The sequence below is a fragment of the Actinoplanes sp. NPDC051861 genome, from assembly GCF_040681145.1.
Lineage (GTDB): Bacteria > Actinomycetota > Actinomycetes > Mycobacteriales > Micromonosporaceae > Actinoplanes.
On the sequence record NZ_JBFAYE010000026.1, the window covers coordinates 97,153 to 112,888 of the forward strand.

Annotated in this window: 22 protein-coding genes; 18 read left to right on the forward strand and 4 right to left on the reverse strand. The window is 67.9% G+C overall.

Translation table 11 applies throughout. From position 1 onward, the window contains the following. The first annotated feature begins 113 nt into the window (after window positions 1-113). The 3 genes from AB0M02_RS40990 to AB0M02_RS41000 are packed head-to-tail and all read left to right on the forward strand — an operon-like array spanning window position 114 to window position 1,652. Window positions 114-512 carry a hotdog fold thioesterase gene (locus AB0M02_RS40990; RefSeq protein WP_364237667.1) on the forward strand — a complete coding sequence of 133 codons (399 nt, stop codon included), beginning with the start codon at window positions 114-116 and terminating at the stop codon, window positions 510-512. A 52-nt stretch (window positions 513-564) separates the two neighbouring features. Continuing rightward, window positions 565-954 carry a hypothetical protein gene (locus tag AB0M02_RS40995; RefSeq protein WP_364237561.1) on the forward strand — a complete coding sequence of 130 codons (390 nt, stop codon included), beginning with the start codon at window positions 565-567 and terminating at the stop codon, window positions 952-954. Window positions 955-1,001: 47 nt separating this feature from the next. Then, window positions 1,002-1,652, forward strand: a complete 651-nt coding sequence (locus AB0M02_RS41000) for a DUF2786 domain-containing protein (RefSeq protein WP_364237563.1) — start codon at window positions 1,002-1,004, stop codon at window positions 1,650-1,652. On the opposite strand, the gene AB0M02_RS41005 is transcribed toward AB0M02_RS41000, so the two are convergent. After that, window positions 1,639-1,947: a hypothetical protein gene (locus AB0M02_RS41005; RefSeq protein WP_364237566.1), complete on the reverse strand. Its 309-nt coding sequence runs from the start codon at window positions 1,945-1,947 to the stop codon at window positions 1,639-1,641. The genes AB0M02_RS41000 and AB0M02_RS41005 overlap by 14 nt on opposite strands. Before the next feature lie 118 nt (window positions 1,948-2,065). Here AB0M02_RS41005 and AB0M02_RS41010 point away from each other — a divergent pair, with 118 nt between their 5' ends. From AB0M02_RS41010 to AB0M02_RS41020, 3 genes are all read left to right on the forward strand, one after another. Then, window positions 2,066-2,416: a DUF2510 domain-containing protein gene (locus tag AB0M02_RS41010; protein ID WP_364237568.1), complete on the forward strand. Its 351-nt coding sequence runs from the start codon at window positions 2,066-2,068 to the stop codon at window positions 2,414-2,416. A 31-nt stretch (window positions 2,417-2,447) separates the two neighbouring features. Next, complete coding sequence (locus AB0M02_RS41015; RefSeq protein WP_364237571.1) at window positions 2,448-2,915, forward strand: permease-like cell division protein FtsX; 468 nt, start codon at window positions 2,448-2,450, stop codon at window positions 2,913-2,915. A 255-nt stretch (window positions 2,916-3,170) separates the two neighbouring features. Beyond that, window positions 3,171-3,503 (forward strand): hypothetical protein, encoded by a 333-nt coding sequence (locus AB0M02_RS41020; protein WP_364237574.1) that lies wholly within the window; start codon window positions 3,171-3,173, stop codon window positions 3,501-3,503. Between the two features lie 10 nt (window positions 3,504-3,513). On the opposite strand, the gene AB0M02_RS41025 is transcribed toward AB0M02_RS41020, so the two are convergent. Continuing rightward, window positions 3,514-4,440 (reverse strand): cyclase family protein, encoded by a 927-nt coding sequence (locus AB0M02_RS41025; RefSeq protein ID WP_364237577.1) that lies wholly within the window; start codon window positions 4,438-4,440, stop codon window positions 3,514-3,516. A gap of 135 nt (window positions 4,441-4,575) precedes the next feature. Here AB0M02_RS41025 and AB0M02_RS41030 point away from each other — a divergent pair, with 135 nt between their 5' ends. After that, a complete protein-coding gene (locus tag AB0M02_RS41030) occupies window positions 4,576-5,319 on the forward strand; it encodes an ankyrin repeat domain-containing protein (RefSeq protein WP_364237580.1) in 744 nt (247 codons plus the stop codon). A gap of 1,234 nt (window positions 5,320-6,553) precedes the next feature. On the opposite strand, the gene AB0M02_RS41035 is transcribed toward AB0M02_RS41030, so the two are convergent. Both AB0M02_RS41035 and AB0M02_RS41040 read right to left on the reverse strand, forming a co-directional pair. Next, a complete protein-coding gene (locus tag AB0M02_RS41035; protein WP_364237583.1) occupies window positions 6,554-7,363 on the reverse strand; it encodes a protein phosphatase 2C domain-containing protein in 810 nt (269 codons plus the stop codon). A gap of 5 nt (window positions 7,364-7,368) precedes the next feature. Continuing rightward, window positions 7,369-8,205, reverse strand: coding sequence for a sigma factor-like helix-turn-helix DNA-binding protein (locus AB0M02_RS41040; RefSeq protein WP_364237586.1), 837 nt, complete (start codon window positions 8,203-8,205; stop codon window positions 7,369-7,371). 725 nt (window positions 8,206-8,930) lie between these two features. On the opposite strand from AB0M02_RS41040, the gene AB0M02_RS41045 reads away from it, so the two are divergent. The 11 genes from AB0M02_RS41045 to AB0M02_RS41095 all read left to right on the forward strand — a co-directional run bounded on the left by AB0M02_RS41045 (window position 8,931) and on the right by AB0M02_RS41095 (window position 15,732). Further along, window positions 8,931-9,173 (forward strand): DUF6284 family protein, encoded by a 243-nt coding sequence (locus tag AB0M02_RS41045; RefSeq protein WP_364237589.1) that lies wholly within the window; start codon window positions 8,931-8,933, stop codon window positions 9,171-9,173. Beyond that, on the forward strand, window positions 9,173-9,544 hold the full coding sequence (locus tag AB0M02_RS41050) for an RRQRL motif-containing zinc-binding protein (RefSeq protein ID WP_364237592.1): 372 nt from the start codon (window positions 9,173-9,175) through the stop codon (window positions 9,542-9,544). The genes AB0M02_RS41045 and AB0M02_RS41050 overlap by 1 nt, the downstream gene beginning before the upstream one ends. Then, a complete protein-coding gene (locus AB0M02_RS41055; protein WP_364237595.1) occupies window positions 9,541-10,344 on the forward strand; it encodes an ABC transporter permease in 804 nt (267 codons plus the stop codon). The genes AB0M02_RS41050 and AB0M02_RS41055 overlap by 4 nt, the downstream gene beginning before the upstream one ends. Window positions 10,345-10,599: 255 nt before the next feature. Continuing rightward, a complete protein-coding gene (locus AB0M02_RS41060) occupies window positions 10,600-10,758 on the forward strand; it encodes a hypothetical protein (RefSeq protein WP_364237598.1) in 159 nt (52 codons plus the stop codon). A gap of 92 nt (window positions 10,759-10,850) precedes the next feature. Next, complete coding sequence (locus tag AB0M02_RS41065) at window positions 10,851-11,330, forward strand: single-stranded DNA-binding protein (RefSeq protein ID WP_364237601.1); 480 nt, start codon at window positions 10,851-10,853, stop codon at window positions 11,328-11,330. Between the two features lie 73 nt (window positions 11,331-11,403). After that, the gene (locus AB0M02_RS41070; RefSeq protein WP_364237604.1) at window positions 11,404-11,973 is read left to right on the forward strand and encodes a hypothetical protein; all 570 of its coding nucleotides are present in this window, start codon (window positions 11,404-11,406) and stop codon (window positions 11,971-11,973) included. Window positions 11,974-12,002: 29 nt separating this feature from the next. Then, window positions 12,003-12,515, forward strand: coding sequence for a hypothetical protein (locus tag AB0M02_RS41075; RefSeq protein WP_364237607.1), 513 nt, complete (start codon window positions 12,003-12,005; stop codon window positions 12,513-12,515). A gap of 89 nt (window positions 12,516-12,604) precedes the next feature. After that, window positions 12,605-13,093, forward strand: coding sequence for a Pycsar system effector family protein (locus AB0M02_RS41080; protein ID WP_364237610.1), 489 nt, complete (start codon window positions 12,605-12,607; stop codon window positions 13,091-13,093). A gap of 18 nt (window positions 13,094-13,111) precedes the next feature. After that, a complete protein-coding gene (locus AB0M02_RS41085; RefSeq protein ID WP_364237613.1) occupies window positions 13,112-13,480 on the forward strand; it encodes a hypothetical protein in 369 nt (122 codons plus the stop codon). Then, window positions 13,480-15,501, forward strand: coding sequence for a hypothetical protein (locus tag AB0M02_RS41090; RefSeq protein WP_364237616.1), 2,022 nt, complete (start codon window positions 13,480-13,482; stop codon window positions 15,499-15,501). The genes AB0M02_RS41085 and AB0M02_RS41090 overlap by 1 nt, the downstream gene beginning before the upstream one ends. A gap of 48 nt (window positions 15,502-15,549) precedes the next feature. Beyond that, window positions 15,550-15,732: a hypothetical protein gene (locus tag AB0M02_RS41095; protein ID WP_364237619.1), complete on the forward strand. Its 183-nt coding sequence runs from the start codon at window positions 15,550-15,552 to the stop codon at window positions 15,730-15,732. Window positions 15,733-15,736 lie beyond the last annotated feature (4 nt).

The following is a 15,736-nucleotide window of genomic DNA, read 5'->3' on the forward strand; positions in this document are numbered from 1 at the left end:
CCCGTCTGTACCCGAATGATCGCCGTGTCAGTCAACCCCGCTGTGACGGATGTCGCTGGTCTGCTCGTGACGCGCCGGTAACGTACGCCGACGTGGATATCGCGGAAGACGGCATGCAGCACCTGTTCACCAGCAGCGGGGGCGGTGCGCTCGCCGAGCGGATGGGCATCGAGATCACCGAGGCCACGGCTGAGCGGGTGGTCGGCACGATGCCGGTCGAGGGCAACACCCAACCGTACGGGCTGTTGCACGGCGGTGCCTCCTGCGTGCTCGCGGAGACGCTCGGCTCGGTCGGGGCGGTCCTGCACGGCCAGACGGTGGACCGGCCGTTCGCGGTCGGCGTCGACATCAACGCCACGCACCACAAGGCCGCGCGCTCCGGGCTGGTGACGGGAATCGCTGTGCCAGTTCACCGCGGGCGTGCCGTGGCGACGTATGAGGTGGTCATCGAGGACGAGGGTGGCGACCGGGTGTGCACCGCAAGGATTACCTGCCTTCTTCGAGGAGCCTGAAAAACCCCACGTCGGCGAGCGTTCCTTGACGGTTGGACGTACCTTTTCTGACGTGACCGGAGTTCCACAGGACGCGTTCGAAGACGCCGCGCAGATCCTGCGCTGCGCCCTCAACGGCGACAGCGCGGCCGTCGCCGACACCTTCGACGCGGTCGTCAGCCGGGTCGGCGTGGTCGGTGCGTGGGATGTGGCCTGGTGCCTCGCAGCGACCATGGTCGGTCAGGTGCCGCCGGGCGGTGCGTGGACGCTGGAGTTCCCCGAGATCGACGACGCGCGCTACGACAAGAGGTGGGTGGCGCGGTTCGTCAGCGCCTATGTCAACGGCGACTTCCCGACCGGTGAGGCGCTGTTCGGTGCGGCGATCGCGGACGGCCGGCTGCCGGACTGCCTGCTCGCACTCGCTGGATCCACGGTCGCGACACTGCGTCATCGGGCCGCCTGAGCTGCTTTCGGCGTACATCTCAAATGTCTGAAGCCCTGCTCGCACGCGTGCGTAAGTTGCTCGCCATGGCCGAGGACCCGGCCTGCACGCCCGGCGAAGCCGAGGCGTTCACCGCGAAAGCCACCGAGCTGATCGCCAAATACGGCGTCGACCAGGCCATGCTTGCCGTCAAGGACCCCGCAGCCGATCCGATCGGCGACCGCGTCGTCACGATCGACCCGCCCTACGCCCGCGACAAGGCCGGTCTGCTCGCCGCTGTCGCCGCACCGCTGCGCTGCCGCGTCGTGCACCTGGAACGCCGCAGCCTCGCGCGCAGCCACCTCTTCGGGCACGCGGCCGACCTCGAACGGGTCGAGCTGCTCTTCACCTCGCTGCTCGTGCAGGCGGCGCACGGTCTGGTCGGCAGCCCGGTGCCGTGGGGTGAGCATCCGGCCGCCTATCGCAGGTCGTGGCTGGTGGGGTACAGCCAGGCGATCAGCGCCCGGCTCTGGGAGGCGGAACGGTCGGCGGTGGCCGAGACACCCGGCGCCGAGCTGGTTCTCGTGGACCGCACCGACATGGTCGAACGGCGCCGCGACGACCTCTATCCCCAGCTTGCCAAGATGCCGCCGCGCCGGTTGCAGGGCAGCGGCCGGACTCGCGGATACCGCGCCGGTCAGAACGCCGATCTGGGCGGCGTCGCGGTCACCGATTCTTGAGGTACAGCGCTTTCGTGTACTGCGCGGCGGCGGCGTTGTTGTACATCGAGGCCTGCGACATGAAGAAGCCGTTGTCGGCGATCGCCCGGGCCGCCTGTGACGTGCCGGACCAGCGGATGTCAGCCTCCGCTTCGGACAGTCCCCGCGCCTTGAACTGCCGGCGCATCGCGATCCGGCCGGAACGGAACGCCTCCGCGGCCTCCTCGGCGTGGCGCATGCAGGACATCGCCTTGTCCAGCAGAGCTTCAGCGAGGGTGTAGGCCGCCTGCTCCGCTTCGTTCGTGAAGGTCTGCACGACGTCGCCTCCTTTGGCCGATCTCGATAACACTCTGATTGACGCGGCGGCACCCTTCAAGGGCTCTTTCCTCGGCTCTTTCCTCAAGTGACGTGGGTGGCGTCCGATCACCGACACGATGAACGAGACGACAATTCCGGCCGGCTGGTACGCGGACCCGTCCGGCGTGCGGGGACAGCGCTGGTGGGACGGCCTGCGGTGGACCGGCCACGTGCAGCCGCCGCCGTTCGAGATGTCGCTCGCCCGCCCGGTGCCAGCGGCCGGATCGACATGGGGTTTCACCGGATCGAACGGTCCCGCCTTCTTCGCGATGATTCTCGGTCTGGTGGCGCTGATCGCCAATCCGCTGCTGCTCGCGTCGGCCGGCGCGCTGATCTGCGGCATCGCGGGTCTTCGGCAGAGCGGCGGGCGTGCCATGGCATGGTCGGGCATAGGTTTGAGCGGAGTGGGGCTGCTCTCCCTCTACTGAGGAGTGGAGTACCTGAGATAGCTTCGCGCCTGTGTCTTCTCCCACCGAGCCGTCGCGGCGATTCGTCCAGACGCTGGCGATCACGGCGGCGGCGCTGGCCCTCGGTGCGGTCGCCTCGACGTCCGTGATGCTGTTCGCCGGGTGGCGCTACACCCCGGAGCGGAAGTTCGAGGTCGCGGTCTTCCTGGAGCCCGAGGTGTCGGAGTCGGAGAAGGAGACGATCCTCGCGGAACTCTCGACGTTCCCGGACGCCGGCGAGGTGCGCCTGGAGACTCGGGACGAGGCGCTGGCGCGGCTCAAGGAGACGTGGAAGCACCAGCCTGATCGGGTCGAGGGCATCCAGATCGAGAGCATGTCGGAGTCGTTCCGGTTCGTGGCGGCCGGGCGCGGCTTCGACTGCGGCTCGGTCCCGGGGATCCGGGAGATGGCCGGGGTGGAGCGGGTGTGGATCGTGATGCGGGCTACGCCCAGCCGTTACGGGGCCGAATTGGCCTGCTGAGTTCCTGTGTGTTCGCTATGGATTCGCATGGTTTCATCGAATGTGGTGGGTTCGGTGGCTATCGTTGATCGCGAGGCCCGCGCCGTTTCCCCCGTGACGGCGCGGGCCTCCTTTGCTTCGTCGCAAGGAGTGTGAACACTGTTGGGCTACACACTTGAGGCTGTAATCGGTGTCCCCAACGCTCTGCAGGCGGCGGGGCGACTGCTGCCGGCCGCTGTGATCGTGCCGCTCCGGTCTGATCTCGCGATGGTGCCGATGACGGACCCACTGTTCGACGCCGTCACGGACGGAACGGCGGAGCGGCCGCTGGGGTTCTGGAAGCTGCCGCCCGGGTTCGACCGGGAGTTGGCGTCGTGGTCGTCAGCGGGGCCGGTCGGCTACGTCGAGGCGGAATACTTCGGGGGTGTGGGTAGCCAGCGGGCTGTCCTGTGGGACGCGGGTGAGCTGGTGCTCGGGCCGCTGTTCGAGGGCAGTCCGATCTCACAGTTGCTACGGCGTCTCGGCGTCGAACCCGTCGGGGACTCGGACGAGTTCGACGCGGTGGGGCTGGGCCGCCACCGGGAGACGGAAGACTGGCTTCCGGCCTGACCTCGGCGTGTCAGAACGTGGCGATCGGGTTGACCGGGCTGCCGGAGGTGCCGGCGAGGCGCACCGGAGCGACGGCCAGCTGGAAGTCCCACTGGGAGAGCTCGGCGGCGGTTTTCGCGCACGCTTCGAGGTCGCAGTTGTCGAGCATCCAGAGGCCCATCGCGACGAGGCTCACGGCGTGGACCGGCATGAGCACGTCCTCGTACCCCGAAGGTTGCACGTCCTGGGGTGAGTCGGCGCCGATCAGCGCGACGCCGCGTTCGTGCAGCCACGGCAGGCAGGACGCGTGCCAGCCCGGCTGCGCGATGCCGCCGGCCGCGGCGCCCTCGCGCCGGGCGCGGCCGTGGCCGGTTCGCAGAAGTACGGCGTCGCCGGCTCCCACCCGCACGTCCTGGCGGCGCTCGGCCTCCTCGAGATCGTCGGGAAACACGCCCTGGCCCGGCTCCAGCCACGGCACGTCGCGGACCCGTGCGATGTCCAGCAGGACACCACGCGTGATGATCCCGTCCGCCGCCGCGGTGACGGCCGCCCACGCCGATCCCGTCTCGGCGTCGACCAGCGAGTGCGACCGCCCGTTGTACATCCGGCCGTCCCAGAAGATGTGACACGGCGAGTCGAGGTGGGTGAGCGTGTTGCCGTGGAACGTGATGCCGAGGCGTTCGGACGAGAAGCCCCAGCGCCGGTCGGCGTGGAAGGCGGCCGGCATGTTCTCGGCGCCCGGCATGTCGACCGCGTACGGGCACGTCGTCGTCGACCGCTCCATGTCCGCCGGTGCGGCGATCTCCCACGCGCACGACACGCTCCGGCCGTGGCGCACGGCCCGCGCCGCGGCAAGCCGGACGTCGTCGGTGAGGTGGTTCAGGGTGCCGAGCTGATCGTCGTCGCCCCACCGTCCCCAGTTCGACAATGTCTCGAAATATCCGAGCACGTCGTCCATCGACCCCTCCGATCCCCGCGGCTTCGACGCAGGTTATCCCGCCGGGTGGACCGTCGGCTTCGAGACGAAGTGGACTGGCCGGGCGGTTCCCTCTGTCACGCTGGTCACACTCGTGACTCCTCGAAGGAGGCACCCATGTCCGCTCACAACGAGGAACTGCTGGCGGCCGTTGAGGCCTTCGATCTCAAAGCTGTGATAGCCGCTCTGGAGGCCGGCGCGGACGTCGACGCGCGCAGCCCCGGCGGCCGGACCGGCCTGATGTCGGCGTCGATGCGCAGCTTCATCGAGATCATGGAGGTCCTGCTGAACGCGGGCGCCTCGATCGACCTGCAGGCCACGCTGGGCGAGACGGCCCTGATCTGCGCCGCGAGCGGCCGGGGCGGCGAGTCGATCCTGCTGCTCCTCGAGAACGGCGCGGACCCCAACCTCGGCGACCGCGACATGAAGCGGCCGCTGATGTGGATGGTCGACCCCCAGTTCCACAGGGGATCGGACACTTCGGCGAACATCGCGCCGCTGGTCCGTGCGGGCGCGCGCATCGACGATCGGGACGAGTTCTCGCGTACGGCTCTGATGTGGGCCGTCAAGGGAATCGGCACGTCGTTCGACGTCCGCCCGTCCGTGATCACCGCGCTGGTGGAGAACGGCGCCGACGTGGGTGCGACGGACATGAACGGCGAGACCGCCATGCATCATCTGGTGCGCTATGTCGATGATGCGCTGGCTCTGGACCGGGGCAAGGCCTGCATCCAGATCCTGCTCCGCGCGGGGGCGAACCCGAACGCCGAGAACAACGACAAGAAGACCCCGCTCGCGCTCGTCGACCCACGGAATGATCTGGTGCTCGACCTTCTGCGCGGGCTGGGCTTCACCGCATAGATGCCCTGGGCTCGAAGCGAGGCGACGCTGATCGTGCGCGACCTGGCCGATGCCGACGAGCCGATCGTCGTGGTGGGGGCGGCCAGGCACGCGTACTCGGCTATCCGGTCATCACGGTCGACGGCACAACAAGCGCCGACGGCGTCGCCAGGACCGTCGAAAGCCTCCTGCAACTGTCCCCGGCCTGACGCTCACCGCTGCCGCTGACAAATGGGTTCAACCGCGATGCGCCAAGCTTGGTCGGCCCATCCCACGCCTTCCCGTCGAAGCGGTCAACGGCGGGTCACTTGGAGGGGACCGAAAGACCCCGGAAAGCAGAACGTCCACCGTGCGTTTCCGCAGGTGGACGATGCTCAGAGCCCGGCGAGAGGCCTGGTGGCCAGGGGCGGGGTCGAACCGCCGACCTTCCGATTTTCAGGCCGCGAGTGTGCGTGTCGGCTGATGGCAGCTTTGGGTTGGCACGTGGCAACGCAACAGGTCAGGGCTAATCCGCGTTGTTGCTGACTGTCGCCCAGAGTCGTCCGTTGCCAACGCGTGCGTGAGCAACCCGTGAGCAACTGCGTGACTCGGTTGGGTTCGGAGTGCCACTGAGCGGACTTCACACAAAGTGTGACCGGTGGGGCCTTGATGGGAAGGCGCGCCCGCCCCTAGTGTTGAAGGCGACTTACCCGGACGTGCGTACGGTTTGCGTGCCGCTTCACGGGAAACGTCGTTGAACGACAGAGCCCGCGAGGCTCCGAGGTGTCGATAGCATCTCGGAACCCGCGGGCCTGTTTCGTTCTCCGCGCTAACTACGTCAGGTCGACGAGGGTCGCCCCGACGCTGCCCTGCTTCATCAGGTTCGCTACCCGAATCGCGTCGCTCTTTGCCCGGTAAGTCTCGCTAGTCATCAAGACTGCGTGGTTACCCGTGGAAACAGCCCGGCAGTAGTACGGCTGGTAGAGGCTAGAACCTCTCCGGATCTCGTACCGGATCACGTCCGGTACCTCCCAACTTATTCACTTGTCCCGCCCCCGCAAGCGCACCGTGCGCCTCGGGACTTGGAGGCACCTTACAGCAGCGTCGGCGCTCAAGGGCGCATCAGTAGATGTCTTGATCGAACGTGTGTCCAGTGTCACCCTCGCCCGCTTGCGCCGATAACAGCTGCGGATTAGTACGCCTTATTTATAGTTGCGGCCGGAGTAAAACATCGGGTGGCTTGCTCACTCGTGGCGACGATACTTCGCTAACAGGGCTAGATATCGACGGCAAGAAGCAGCGTTGCGTCATCACTGCGCTTGTTGCGGGGCCACCGTATGCCAGCCGGGTCATCGCTTTCCAGTGCGCGAACCCGTCGAAGAATTGCTTCCGGGCTATCGTGCTCCGCTATATCAAGCAGCTCAGTCCAGGATATTTCGCCGAACGGGTCTACAATCCTAGCTGCCCCGTCAGTAAGGACAGCAAAACGTCGAATTTCTTCTGTTCTGACCTGGCCGGTAATTACGTGCTCCGCCGCCGCTGGATCGGCTGCCGCAATCCAGTATCCGCCTTCGCGGTTTCGCATCGCCAATTCTGCACGTTTCATCCGAACCATTGCAGCTGTCTTTTCGGAGGATCCTATCGGCAGAGCGTCGGCGGCGCGACGTTCGGCGGTCGCGGTCTGGCTGACGCGGTCATCCGAGATTGCAACGACTCCATCAGTGCCGTCCAGCACGATGGAGACGTCGCCTAATACCAGATACTCCATCCACGTACCTGTGCGGCGAACGATCGCCACGGCGGCAGAGGGTGTGCCCTCATGTGTGAGGTCGCAGGAGGGATGAAGGTCGGCGACCCGCTTGATGCCCCTAGCTAGGATTTGAGGCAGATCTAGCGTGGAATCTTGTGCACCTTCGGAGAGAGCTGCGCCGAGATGGGCGGCGTACCAGGAAATCCCGTGCCGACATCCGGTGCCAGTCCTCGCCGTCGCGCCGTCCAGAACCACAAGTAGATGTGCTGACGCCGAGTACCAATCCTCGTTCTCGCCATTGGTGTCCGAGGCCAATGAAGCGACGGTAGTGCGCATCTGCCTCAGCTCTCGTGCTTGAAGAGGGGCGTTACTCGTTCTGCGGAGAGAATCTTCCGGCGGTCTTTCACATCATACTTGCACAGCACGACGGCGGAGAATCGACGCGTTTTGAGTTCGCGATACAGCTCGGGAAGATTGTCGGCTACATACCGTGCCGTTCCCAATGTTCCTTGCGCGTGGGTGCCGGCGATGTACAGAAAGGATCCCTTCCCGTCCGGTCGAGGTAGGCGGCCCAGGTAGCCGTAGTCGGCGCACTCGCCTTCATCTCGCGGGGACCGGTATTCCTTTCCGCTGTCAGGCTCCTTGATGAACCAACCGCGATCGTCTTCTACGTACCTCAGGTGGGGATCGGCTTCCATGATCTGGCTCAAGAAGGGGAGCAACCTAGGGTTAGTGAGCACGACGAGATTAGAGCGGTTGAGGTGGACATGGCCGGGCGGAGGAACAACTTCGTAGCCGGCGTCGAGCCCCACGGTGCGCGCCAATTCAGCAAGGATCTCGTAGGCCGCGAAGGCCTCCGCTGACAAGACGGCACCGGGGTCACTTCTGCCTACCTCGAACTTCCCCCCAATTGCCAGGGTCAGTTTTCCTGTGCCTAGGAACGCACGCTCGGGACGGGTGCCGGCGGACAAAAGTTGCGAAACACGCGAGCGGGAGACGTCGAGCATCTCAGCAATCTGAGTCTGTGTCATGTTCGCGGCCAGCAACTCTTCCAGCGCTGTACGGCGGATGCGTGACAGCTCCCCAATGGTCGCTTGCAACCCGTCGATGGTCTGGTGTGCCGTCAACGCCCGCTCGCGCGGGTCAGTTAGCGCCTCGATCGCGGCTACGTCTTCCACGCAGTGCCTCGCCTTCGCTGTCAAGGGGGCTAATCGTAGCGCACGGAGGTTCACCGGGGTCACTTCCGGCGGGTAGGTGATCCGGCTGAACGAGTTTGTTTAGGGGGGTTGACGGCGCGGCACGGTCCATGGTGTTCTCTGTGCATCCCCCTCGACTGAAGAGTTGAGGGGGGTTAACCGCACAAAGGCGGGGCTCGTTACTTGAGAACTCCACAGAGGCAGCGTTGACCGGTTCTGCATCGTGAACGGTCAGGCGTCCCTACCCGGTTCGTCGGGAGACGGCATCAGGGCGGCGCCAGCGACACAGCGGCAGGGTTCGCCGTGAGCAGTAGTTACCTCGCATTGAGCCGCATGGCGGTTGACCTCGGTAGGTCCCGGGCGAGCGAGGCGAGCAAGACCGGAACCCCGTCGCTTCTCTCGATCTTCGTAGCGCTGCGCGGCCGGCCGTCCCCTCGATCGAGGAGGCCGGGGTCGCGCAGCGTGCCCCTTCTCTTCGCCTATTCGATCGAGCCGGAAGGCGTGATCAACATGGCCACTTTTGCTTCCCTGGTCCGTCTCTCAGTCGCCTCGAACGCGACGTGGACGGAGTGCGCGACCTGCCTGAACCTGGCGCCGCTTGCGCCGGGTGAGACCCAGTGCGCGGACTGCCGGTCCGAGCCCGCGGAGCGCATTGTGCGCCGCCGGCTCCCGCGGGCCGCGTGAGCACCGGAAGGATTCCCGACTTCATGCTGTACGACGACTTGGGCGACGTCGAACCGTCGCTGAGCGACCTGGCCGCGATCGAGGCCGAGTGGCCCGAGATCGAGGTCGGACTGATCGAGCTGGATGCTGAGATCCGAGCCCTCAACCTGGCCGACCGCGGCCCGAGCGAGTTGGACTGGCGACGTACCCGCCGCTCGGAGGCCGCGCTGACCCGCACCGCGACCCACACCGTGCGACCTGCCGTCGAGCTGCGACCTGTGGCCTGATGAGTCGGATTCGTGCCGCGTACTGGGATCCCGACAGCGAGCGTTACAGCCTGCCCACCTTCTGGTGGCGCGGCGCCCCGGACGGCTACGCCACCCGTCGCCAGCTCCGTGCTCGCGGCCTGCGCCCCGGCGGACAGCCGGTAGCCGCGCAGATCCTGTGGCGCGGCGTGGGCGGCGAGCGCGTCGCCTACCTCTACCGGATTGATCTCGCACGCCCGAAGCGGACCGCTACCCCGGCCGTGCTGGCAGCGCTCGCCACGGCGATGCGCGCACGCCGCACATGTCCAACCTGCCGCATCGAGCGGCCATATGTCATCCCGCGCTCGCTCGGCGAGTGCCTTTCCTGCGCACCTTCGGAGGTTGCCGCGTGACCGTCACCAACCCTGACCGCGTGTACCCGGCGGCGGTCGAAGACCTGATCCCGCACGCCCGCGAGCTGGCTGCTCAGCTCGGCAGGCTGCCGTCGCGCAACCAACTCAAGCGGACCCTACGTGTCGGCGCCCCGAAGGCCAGGGCGCTGCTTGAAGCGATCACCCCGGCCCCGCCGGCGGACCCGCCCGTGCCGCTCGACGAACTCACCACGGACCCGGATCCGGTGATCGAGCCGACCGAACCCGAATCGGCCGTCGAGTCGAACTTCGACACCACGCAAGTTTCCACCGCGCCACTGGATACCCCGGCTGTGGACCCGGTCCCGGTCGCCGTGACCGATGCTCCTGTCGCCATGGCGGAAACGGCCGCCACGCGGCGCAAGCCGCTGGTCTGGCCGGTGCTGATTCTGTGCCTGCCGGCGTTCGTCGCGATCTGGGGAGGGTGGGTCGAGATGGGTAGGTTCACCGGGTTCGGCGTCGTCACGCTCCTGCCCGGTATCTCGGACTTCCAGCTCGACACCGCGATCACGTTGCCGATCGGCGTCGAGACCTACGCCGCGTACGCCTTGTACGTGTGGCTGTCCGGCCGGGTTAACGAGACTGCACGCCGGTTCGCCCGCGGCTCGGCGATCTTTTCTCTCGTGCTCGGCGGCCTCGGGCAGATCACCTACCACCTGATGGCCTCGGCCGGCTGGACCACAGCCCCGTGGCCGATCACGGCGATCGTCGCCTGCATCCCGGTCGCCGTCCTCGGCATGGGCGCCGCTCTGGCCCACCTGATGCACGCCGAACAGCAGTGAGTCCGCCCGGCGGCACGGCCCCTACCGCCAAGCAGATGCCGTGCCGCCGGTCTCCCACCAGCCCTTTTCGGAACCGTTGGAGGCGCCCAGTATGGCAGCCGAGACCACCCCGACCCGACCCCTCAAAGAGACCACGTTCGCCGGCTGCGGGCACACCGCCCTGCTCCCGCAAACCACCACCGTGCCCCGCTGTCCGCACGGCTGCGATAGCACGCCGGACCATCGGCGCTACGTGCACCGGCCGCGGACTCGCTGATGCGCCGCCGCCCCGCCGACCTCGCCACAGCGCGGCTGTTGGCCGCGGTCGACTCCGAGTCGCGGCCCTACACCGACCCTCGTGCGCAGTATCCGCGTGCTGAGGACTACCGGCGCACGGTCACCGAGGGCGCCGCGCGGCGGCAGCCTGCGGCCTGACGGCGCACCGCCGAAACCGCGGCTGAGCCCGGTTTCGTGCGGTGGCTGCCAGGAGGCAGCCTCGCCCACCGTGCGAGAGGAGGCCACCCATCGTGGCCGGCGAAACCACCATCACGATCGTCGGGAACCTCACCGACGACCCGGAACTCAGGTTCACCCCGTCCGGCGCTGCCGTCGCCAAGTTCCGGATCGCATCCACCCCGCGCTACCTGGACAAGCAGTCCGGGGAGTGGCGCGACGGCGACCCGCTGTTCCTCGGCTGCAACATCTGGCGCGACGCCGCCGAGCACGTCGCCGAGTCGCTGCACCGCGGCACCCGCGTCATCGTGCAGGGCCGCCTGCGGCAGCGCTCGTACGAGACGAAAGAGGGGGAGAAACGCACCGTCTATGAGCTGGAGGTCGACGAGATCGGCCCGTCGCTGCGCTACGCCACCACCAAGATCCAGAAGATGACCCGCACCGGCGGCACCCGCTTCGCCACACCGGCCGCCCGGCCTGCCGACGACGACCCGTGGTCGGTGCCCGCCGGCACCGCCACCGCGACCGCCGGCGACGACGAACCGCCGTTCTGATCTACGCCCTGACCGGCCGCCGCCGGTGGCCGATCTGTGCCCCGGCATTGACCCATGATCGGAGAAACCGCTCGTGAGCAAGCGGCACCAACTCACCGCCGCGCAGTGGCGGATCATCAGCTACCTGTACGAACCTGAGCAGTTCGGCCGCCGTATCAGCCCGACGCTCGCGCTGATCATCAACAAGCAGTCCGTGGACCGCAGCGACGTCATCGAGGTCGCTGAACGCGGCCTCGTTCAGGCCCGGCTCGGCGGCGAGGAGTGCGCTCACGCCCTGCTCAAGAAGCTGCCTGACCGAGCGATCCGCCTGCGGCTGACCAAGTCCGGGATCTACCGGGCTTCCACCGACCCGCAACTGGCCGTCATGCGTGCCCTGCGGCACTCGGCTCGTGGCCAGTTCACGCTCTGGGACCTGATGTACCGCCTGGAGCATGTACCGCACTGCCCGACCCCGGCCCCCGGAAAGATCCCGCCCCGGATCACCTTCGGCGAACTGGCCGACATGGCCGGGCGGTTCCTGTTCGAGACGTTCCTGGTCGACGACGGCATCCCCGTCAGCGACATCCGCGACGTGCAGACCATCCCTGGCCTGGCCTACGCCGTGCAAACCAAGCTCGGCGCCTCCTACGTCGCACACCCGTGATCCCACCCTCCGGAAAGGACACCAGAACTGTGCGACCGGCCACTCACTGGCGCGTCCTGAACTACCTCTACCAGCACTCGCTACACACCGTCCGCCCGTACCTGACGCACGTCAGCAAGTCACAAGACGTCTGGTACGACCATTTCGTCGACCTCGACAACGAAGGCCTGATCTGGGCGCAGATCGGCGACCAAGACATCGACCTGCACAAGGTCATCAAGCCGGGCCGCGGCCGTACCAGCCCGACAGTCTTGAAGAAGATCCGGATCCGGCTCAGCGCGCACGGGCTCGCAACCGTGCTCGACAGCCCTCTCAACCAGATCCGCTACACGCTCGGCCATTACGCCGCTCCGATCAAGCTGACCAAGCTGTTCGACGGCAACAACATCGCCATGGACGACGTGATCAAACTCCAGAAACTCGGGCACCTCAAGGTCACATTCACCGCCGACCCCGAAGAGGTCACCCTGGTCCCCGGCGTGTATGGCGTGATCTTCGACGCTGCGCTGACCGCCAAGGGCCGCGAGTACCTCCCGCGCTGATCCCCGCGCCGCCGCGGCCGGGTGCGCCGTGCCGCGGCGGTGCCGCACACCGTCACCCCTTGCCGCTGTTCCGTCTGGAGAAGATCCGCATGTCTGTGCAGACCGAGGCGTCGCCGGTCGGCGGCGCCACCACCCACGTGCGGGCGGAGCTGGCCCGCGTCGACACGAAAGCATCCACCCTGCTCGCGCTGTCCGGGACGGCGTTGACCGTGCTGCTGGCCCTGCTGGCCCGCACGAGACTGCCCGGCCTGGCTGTCGCCGCAGGCTGGCTGACCGCCGGCCTGATCGCCACAGCGGTGCTGCTGTTGGCCCTGGCGATCCGGCCGAACCTGACCGGTGGCCACGGCCTCGTGCGCTACGCCCGGCGTGATCCGGCCGAGCTGTGCGAGGAGTTCCACAGTATCGAGCAGGGCGACGGCCAGTCGCGTACCGACCACGAACGACGCGAGGCCGCCGCGCTCGTGGCGCTGTCGCGGCTGGCGGTCGCCAAGTACCGGCGGGTCCGTGCCGCCGTGGATCTGCTACTCGCCGGCCTGGCCGGCATCGCCCTGACCGCGGCCCTGGCCGCCCTGCTCTGAAGAGAGGACTTCTGTCTGATGGCTCGCCGTCTGATGCCCGACATGGAGATCAAGAACGATGAGGATCTGCTGAACCTCCTGGAGGGGATTCGGCAGGTCGGGATCGCCGCGCACGACGAGATCGACGAATTCGCCGGCCTGATCCGAATGAAGATCGAACGGTACGGCCGCCGCGAGGGCCTGTCCCGGATCCGGGCAAAGTTCTGGGGCCGGCAAGTCGCCCGGCCGCTCGTGCGCGCCGCCGACGAGATGCTCGTGGTGGCCGCGTTCGCGCGGGTGTGCCGCAACCGGTTCGAGGCGTTCCTGATCGCCCTCGACGACGAACAGCCCGGCGGGAACACCGACTTCACCGTCACCGGTCGCCGGCAGCGCGGGAAGGCCGCCTGATGGCCCGCCAGATGCGGCGCTACGCCGGGGGTGATCTGGCCCGCGGCGCCTCCCACGAGGTCCGCGGTAACCCGCTGCCGTACGTGGTGCCGCCGGTCGCCGCGATCGTGAACCTGATCCTGTCCGGGATCCTGTCGCTGATGTGGGGCGCCTACGCCCAGCCCACCGTGTGGGAGGCCGCGTGGCGGGCCGCGCTGATCGTCGGCTGCGCGGCGGCGATCATCTGGACCACGTGGGGTGTCGGCCGAGCCCGCAAGATCGAACTGCGGGTCGCGTCCCTGGCCATGTCGACCGGCTCGTGTGTCGGCCTGTTCGTGCTGACCTTCCGCGGCTGGACGCTCGATTCGGTGATGGTCTACCTGATCGTCATGGCCACCGCGTCGATCCTGCTCGCCACCACCAAACTGCTGCGTGGGGACGGCACCGACGCCCGGCACCACGCGTTCGGTGAGCTCGGCGAGCGGGTCCGCGAGTTGCAGGACATCGGCAAGACCGCCCGGCCGAAGGTGCTCGACGGCAGGGTGGTGACCGGGGTGGAGATGCTGCCCGGCGCCAGTTTCGGTGACCTGGCCAAGCAGGAGGTCCGCACCGCGATCGCCTCCCAGCACGACGTCCCGGTCAACGGGGTCCGCATGGTGCCCGACCGCAGTACGCCGCGGATCGGCCGGATCGAGATCTCGCCGGTTGACATGCTGGAGAACCCGCCGCCGTGGCCGGGCCTGTCGGCGCCGGGCGGGTCGATCGGCGACCCGATCCGCCTGGCGGTCTATCAGACCGGATCGGTCATCCCGCTCGTGCTGCCCGGCGACGCTGCCGCCGGCCGTAACGCGATCGGGGTGCTGATCCTGCTCGGCCAGGCCGGGTCCGGCAAGACCGAGTTGCAGCTCTACCTGGCCGCCGAAGCACGGTCGCGGCGTGACGCGGAGGTCGTCTACATCGACGGCCGCAAGGGTCTGCAACTGCCGAAGAAGTTCCGCGACGCCATGCACCTGCTGATCCACAACGCCGACGACGGCGAACGCTACCTCGACAATCTGATCCCCGAGGTCGCCCGGCGGGCAGCGCAGATCGGCGGGCACGGCCACGACCAATGGACCAAGGGATGCGCCAAGTGCCCCAAGTTCCAGGTCGTGATCGTGGACGAGGCGTCCAAGTTCATCGAGGCCGAGGACACCCTGGTCGAGCTCGCCGAGTCGATCCGCTCAGTCGGGATCTTCATGCTGCTCGGCATCCAGCGGGCCACCGGTGACCGGCTGCCCACCTCGGTCAAGTCCACGATCGGCGGAGTGATCTGCATGGGAGTCCGTGACGTGGGCGAAGCCGCCCGCGTGCTATCCGAAGAAACCATCGACGCCGGCGCCGACCCCGGCTGGAAGAACCGCAAGCCCGGCGCCCTCTACGTCGAGCTGCCCGGCACCGACCCCGACGACTGGTCACTACCGGGCCGCACCTACAAGCCGGACCGCGACGGCGTCATCGACGAACTTGTGGCCTACCTGGCCAGCATCGGCGAAGCGCCGTCGACCGGTGGTCCGGCACCCGCGGCGCCGGTGATCCGCACCGCCGCCACCGACACCGCCACGGATGAGGACGACGACGATCCGGAAGCCGGCCGGGACGTCGAGTGCGCCCCGCCCAGCCATGATCCGGAGTGCCCGCCGGACGAGGACGGCGCCGACCCGTACGAGCCGATCGAGGTACCGAACCGGCGGCGCATCGCCCTCGACCTGCCCGGCGAGGGTGGCCGGCAGTACAGCCCGGCCGAGATCCGCGCCATGATCCGAAAGGGCATCCTCACCGCACGCAGCAACGGCATCCGCACCGTCCGGCCGTCGAACTTCGCACCCGTTGTCGGTGTGGTCGGTGAGGAAGGGCTCAAACCGCCCACCCTCACGAAGATCCTCGGCGAGTTCTGCCAGGGACCGAACCCGTTGCTGCGCCGCTCCGCCGAGCGCGGCGTCTACGAGATCGTCGGACCCGAGCCCGGCGACGACACGGCCGCACTCGCTCCCGCGGCCTGACCTTCCGCCCCCACCCCACCAGCGGCCGACCATCAAGGAGGCTGCCGCATGACCCTGCCCACCGTCGCCACCCTCACCGCCAGGATCCGGCAGGCCGCCGCCTGGCGACCCGCACCTCGCGACACCGCCCGCATCGTTAAGGTCCGGTGTCCGCGCTGCCGCGTCTGGCGCCGCCCGCGCCAGTTCCACCGGCTCGGCGGAAGCTGCCGCAAGTGCATGGGCACCGGCTGACCCC

What these genes read in the sequence shown, in the direction of transcription:
- AB0M02_RS41010 (WP_364237568.1), top strand. Translation starts at nt 2,066, where the DNA reads ATGAACGAGACGACAATTCCGGCCGGCTGGTACGCGGACCCGTCCGGC.
- AB0M02_RS41020 (WP_364237574.1), top strand. Translation starts at nt 3,171, where the DNA reads ATGACGGACCCACTGTTCGACGCCGTCACGGACGGAACGGCGGAGCGG.
- AB0M02_RS41080 (WP_364237610.1), top strand. Translation starts at nt 12,605, where the DNA reads ATGTCTGTGCAGACCGAGGCGTCGCCGGTCGGCGGCGCCACCACCCAC.
- AB0M02_RS41085 (WP_364237613.1), top strand. Translation starts at nt 13,112, where the DNA reads ATGGCTCGCCGTCTGATGCCCGACATGGAGATCAAGAACGATGAGGAT.
- AB0M02_RS41030 (WP_364237580.1), top strand. Translation starts at nt 4,576, where the DNA reads ATGTCCGCTCACAACGAGGAACTGCTGGCGGCCGTTGAGGCCTTCGAT.
- AB0M02_RS41090 (WP_364237616.1), top strand. Translation starts at nt 13,480, where the DNA reads ATGGCCCGCCAGATGCGGCGCTACGCCGGGGGTGATCTGGCCCGCGGC.
- AB0M02_RS41025 (WP_364237577.1), bottom strand. Translation starts at nt 4,440, where the DNA reads ATGGACGACGTGCTCGGATATTTCGAGACATTGTCGAACTGGGGACGG.
- AB0M02_RS41050 (WP_364237592.1), top strand. Translation starts at nt 9,173, where the DNA reads ATGAGTCGGATTCGTGCCGCGTACTGGGATCCCGACAGCGAGCGTTAC.
- AB0M02_RS41035 (WP_364237583.1), bottom strand. Translation starts at nt 7,363, where the DNA reads ATGCGCACTACCGTCGCTTCATTGGCCTCGGACACCAATGGCGAGAAC.
- AB0M02_RS41060 (WP_364237598.1), top strand. Translation starts at nt 10,600, where the DNA reads ATGCGCCGCCGCCCCGCCGACCTCGCCACAGCGCGGCTGTTGGCCGCG.
- AB0M02_RS41095 (WP_364237619.1), top strand. Translation starts at nt 15,550, where the DNA reads ATGACCCTGCCCACCGTCGCCACCCTCACCGCCAGGATCCGGCAGGCC.
- AB0M02_RS41045 (WP_364237589.1), top strand. Translation starts at nt 8,931, where the DNA reads ATGCTGTACGACGACTTGGGCGACGTCGAACCGTCGCTGAGCGACCTG.
- AB0M02_RS40990 (WP_364237667.1), top strand. Translation starts at nt 114, where the DNA reads ATGCAGCACCTGTTCACCAGCAGCGGGGGCGGTGCGCTCGCCGAGCGG.